This is a genomic window from Mycobacterium sp., from assembly GCF_049280035.1.
GTDB lineage: Bacteria > Actinomycetota > Actinomycetes > Mycobacteriales > Mycobacteriaceae > Mycobacterium.
Map to the genome: position 1 here is coordinate 1 of NZ_JBAPPI010000357.1, position 4,420 is coordinate 4,420.

General features: G+C 67.4%; 4 protein-coding genes. 2 read left to right on the forward strand and 2 right to left on the reverse strand.

The window, feature by feature from the left end; translation table 11 throughout:
• Positions 1-799 (reverse strand): Mur ligase family protein (locus tag WAN71_RS12000; RefSeq protein WP_422225535.1); only part of this gene is annotated, 799 nt, incomplete at its 3' end.
• Between the two features lie 165 nt (positions 800-964).
• On the opposite strand from WAN71_RS12000, the gene WAN71_RS12005 reads away from it, so the two are divergent.
• The gene (locus tag WAN71_RS12005; protein WP_422225536.1) at positions 965-1,978 is read left to right on the forward strand and encodes a DEDDh family exonuclease; all 1,014 of its coding nucleotides are present in this window, start codon (positions 965-967) and stop codon (positions 1,976-1,978) included.
• A gap of 174 nt (positions 1,979-2,152) precedes the next feature.
• Positions 2,153-2,725 carry a hypothetical protein gene (locus WAN71_RS12010; RefSeq protein ID WP_422225537.1) on the forward strand — a complete coding sequence of 191 codons (573 nt, stop codon included), beginning with the start codon at positions 2,153-2,155 and terminating at the stop codon, positions 2,723-2,725.
• Between the two features lie 4 nt (positions 2,726-2,729).
• Here the strand turns inward: WAN71_RS12010 and leuA are convergent.
• Positions 2,730-4,420, reverse strand: a 1,691-nt coding sequence (gene leuA / locus WAN71_RS12015) for a 2-isopropylmalate synthase (protein ID WP_422225538.1), incomplete at its 5' end; no start/stop codon positions are given.

Here is a 4,420-nt window from a genome sequence, read left to right on the forward strand (position 1 = left end):
GCGCGACGGCGGCCGCCACCGCCTGGGCGGCGTTGCCCCGATTCACCGAGCCCGGCAGCGCCAACCGCATCGGCAGCGCCAGCCCGTCGGGCCCGTAGAGCATCTCGTCGTCGAACCACCACTGCGGGCTGGGCCGCTTGAAGTCAGCCCCGGTGGAATACCAGTGGCCCCGATCGCGAACGATCACCTCGCCGCTGCGCGGGCAGCTGACAGAGTCGGCCGACCAGCTGCCATCCGCGGCCACCCACACCACGTGGGCGCAGTCGTAGGCGGCCGAGGTCATCAGCACGTCATCGCAGTTGGCGATTACGACGGCCTGTGGGTGGCGGGCCAGGCCGGCCCGCAGCCTGCGTTCGATCACGTTGATCTCGCCGACCCGGTCTAGCTGGTCGCGGGACAAGTTGAGCATGACGATGACGGCCGGCTCGATGGCGTCGGCGACATGCGGCACGTGCATTTCGTCGACCTCGAGGACCGCCAACGTGGCGTCGCGGTCGGTGGCAAGCGCCGCCACCAGCCCGGCGTCCATATTGGCGCCCTCGGCGTTGGTGGCCACCGAGCGTCCCTCACCCAGGGCGCGCAGGGCGGCCGTGGTCATCCGGGTCGTCGTCGACTTGCCGTTGGTTCCGGTGACCACGACGCTGCGCCGGCCGGTGCCCAGCTGACGCAGAATCGAACGGTCCAGCGTCATGGCCACCAGGCCGCCGATCATCGCGCCCGCCCCTCGACCGGTCACCCGTGAGGCCCATCGCGCGCCGGCTCCGGCGGCGAGGGCCAGGCGTCCTCGGGCGGTGATCACCCGGGCAGTTTAAGGGCGATCGCAAGCCCGGTGCTTTTCCGAGCGCAGCGGGTCGGCCTCGTCGGGTTAAGGGCGATCGCAAGCTCGGTGCTTTTCCAAGGGTTAACTGCACGACACGGCGCGTAGCGACCCGGCGATGTCGGCTCGACGTGCCATCCTCCATTTATGCCCGACATTCTGGTGGCGAGCCCGACGACGACCTGGGGCCGTCCGGTCACCAAGCCCGGCGCGGGATGGGCCGTCATCGACGTCGAAACCTCCGGCTTCAGACCGGGCAGTGCCCGGGTCATCAGCCTCGCGGTGCTGGCCCTCGACGCCGGTGGTCAAGTCGAGCAATCCGTAGTCAGCCTGCTCAACCCGGGCGTCGATCCCGGCCCCACCCATGTGCACGGCCTGACCGCCGCGATGCTCGAGGACCAGCCGCAGTTCGCCGATATCGTCGGCGACGTGGTCGAGCTTCTGCGCGGCCGCACGCTGGTCGCGCACAACGTCGCGTTCGACTACGCCTTCCTCGCTGCGGAGGCCGAGGTGGCCGACGTCGAACTGCCGATCGACACCGTCATGTGCACGGTGGAACTGGCGCGGCGCCTGGAACTGGGTATCGACAACCTGCGGTTGGAGACACTGGCCGCGCATTGGGGGGTGACCCAGCGGCGACCGCACGATGCGTTCGACGACGCCGTCGTGCTGACGAGCGTGCTGGCTGCCGCGCTGGAGCGGGCCCGCGAGCGCGACGTCTGGTTACCCGTGCGTCCGGTCACCCGCCGTCGTTGGCCCAGCGGCCGGGTCACCCACGACGAGCTGCGACCGCTGAAGATGCTGGCGTCCCGGATGCCATGCCCCTACCTCAACCCGGGCCCGTACGTCCGTGGCAGGCCGCTGGTGCAGGGCATGCGGGTCGCGCTGGCGGCTGAGGTTCAACGGACTCACGAGGAGCTGGTCGAGCGGATCCTGCACGCCGGGTTGGCCTACGCCGATGCTGTCGACGGGGAAACTTCGCTGGTGATCTGCAACGAATCCCGTCCGGCACACGGCAAGGGTTATCTGGCTCGCGAGTTGGGCGTGCCGGTGGTTTCCGACGCGAAGTTCATGGATTGCGTTGGGACGGTGGCCAGTGGCACTGGCGTCGAGGAGTTCATCGACGCGGCGCGCGCGGGCGAGCAGTTCGCCTTGTTCTGATTGCCCGCCTCCTCCCCACGCCGCTTCGCGGCGCGCATCGTCGCCGCGCGGTTCTGATTGCCCGCCTCCTCCTCACGCCGCTTCGCGGCGCGCATCGTCGCCGCGCGGTTCTGATTGCCCGAGTCGCCGCCCAGCTCAGCGCGAATTCTCGCCGCGCGGTTCAATGAGTAGGCGATGAACGCGAAAACGACGATGGCAGAGCACAAACGCGGTTCGATCCGATGGTGGACATTTACGACGCTGGCAGCCGTCGCAGTGTTGACCGCGTCGTGCGGCGGCGGGTCACACGGCGGCGGCAATGCCGGCTCAACGGCAAAGGGCGGCAGTGTGCACGTTCCGGCGAATTTCTGTGGCTTGTTGAGCGGAGCCGACATCAGCCAGGTGATGGGCAGGGCGTTTCCAGCGGCCGAGGGAAGCCAGTCCTCAAGTGAGGCGCAATGCAATTCGGTGCCCGCGGCTGGCAACGACGTCAGCTTCAAGCTGTACTGGAACGACCTGTATTGCAAAGACGGCCAGCCCGCCAACGAGCAATGCCTCAACTCGCAGTCGAAGGGATTCGTCGCCAACAAGCAGACCGCCGGCCAGGTTCAAAACATCCCGGGACTTGGCGATCAGGCGTTCTGCTTCGTGGCTCCGCCCGCCACCGTCGACGTGCTCAAGGGCTGGATCTACCTCATCGTTGGCGCCGACAGCTGCGTGCAGGCCCAGACCTTGGCGGGAATGCTGCTGGCCAAGATCTTGGCCTGACGACTCACTTCCCGGCGGCCCGGTTCACCGCCGAGACCACAGCACGCAGCGACGCGGTGGTGATCGACGGCGCGATGCCGACGCCCCACACCGTCCGTCCGCCGACCGGATCCGATGGGTGCCGACCGGCTTCGCCCGGCTGCGCCGCGCTCGCGATCGACACCGACGCCTCCACGTACGCGGCGGCCTGCGCATCATCGCCGGCGCTCATCGCGTGCTCGGAGTAATCCAGTACGGCCACGTCGAACCCGACGGTGCCCAGCGCGTCGACGAAAGCGGCGAGCGGGCCGTTGCCGGAACCGCTGATTTCGGTCTCCACCCCATCGATCTTGACGGTCGCGGCGATCGTGGTCGCGCCGCCGTCCTCCTCGGATGCCTCGACCCGCTGCTTCATCCGCTCCAGCGGTCGCACCGGCACTAAGTACTCCTCGGCAAACGCATCCCACATCGCCTTGGGACTGACCTCGCCGCCTTCGCCCTCACTGATTTTCTGGATCACCTGCGAGAACTCGATCTGTAGCCGTCGCGGCAACGCCAGGCCGTGATCGGCCTTCATGATGTAGGCCACCCCGCCCTTGCCGGACTGCGAATTGACCCGGATCACCGCCTCGTAGGTGCGCCCGACATCACGCGGATCGATCGGCAGATACGGCACCTGCCAGAGCATGTCGTCGACATCGGAATCGGCGGCATCCGCGTCGAGCTTCATCTGATCCAAGCCCTTGTTGATGGCGTCTTGGTGGCTGCCGGAGAACGCCGTGTAGACCAGATCGCCGCCGTAGGGGTGACGTTCGGGGACCGGCAGCTGGTTGCAGTACTCCACAGTGCGGCGGATCTCGTCGATGTTCGAGAAGTCGATCTGCGGGTCGACACCGCGGGAGAACAAGTTCAGGCCCAGCGTCACCAGGCAGACGTTCCCAGTCCGCTCGCCATTGCCGAACAGGCAGCCCTCGATCCGGTCCGCACCCGCCTGGTAGCCCAATTCGGCTGCGGCGACCGCGGTTCCGCGGTCGTTGTGCGGGTGCAGGCTCAGGATGACGGATTGCCGGTTCGCCAAGTTGCGGCTCATCCACTCGATCGAGTCGGCGTAGACATTCGGCGTGGCCATCTCCACCGTGGCAGGCAAGTTGAAGATGATCGGGTTGTCCGGCGTCGGCGCGATGATCTCGCCGACGGCGTCGCAGACCTGCTTGGCGTATTCCAGCTCAGTGCCGGTGTAAGACTCCGGCGAATACTCGAACCGCCACTGTGTGCCCGGATACTTCGCGGCCTCCTCGACGCACTTGCGCGCACCGTCCGTCGCGATGGCCTGGACCGCGGCCCGGTCCGCGCGGAAAACCACGCGGCGCTGCAGGATCGACGTCGAGTTGTAGAAGTGCACGATGGCGCGGTGTACTCCCTCGCACGCCTGGAAGGTGCGTTCGATCAGCTCCGGACGGCACTGGGTGAGCACCTGGATGGTGACGTCGTCAGGCACCGCATCCTCGGTGATGATCTCGCGGACGAAGTCGAAGTCGGTCTGGCTGGCCGACGGGAACCCGACCTCGATCTCCTTGTAGCCCATGCGCACCAGCAGGTCGAACATGCGGCGCTTGCGGGCCGGGCTCATCGGGTCGATCAGCGCTTGGTTGCCGTCACGCAGGTCCACCGCACACCAGAGCGGCGCACGCGTGATCACTTTGTCGGGCCAGGTAC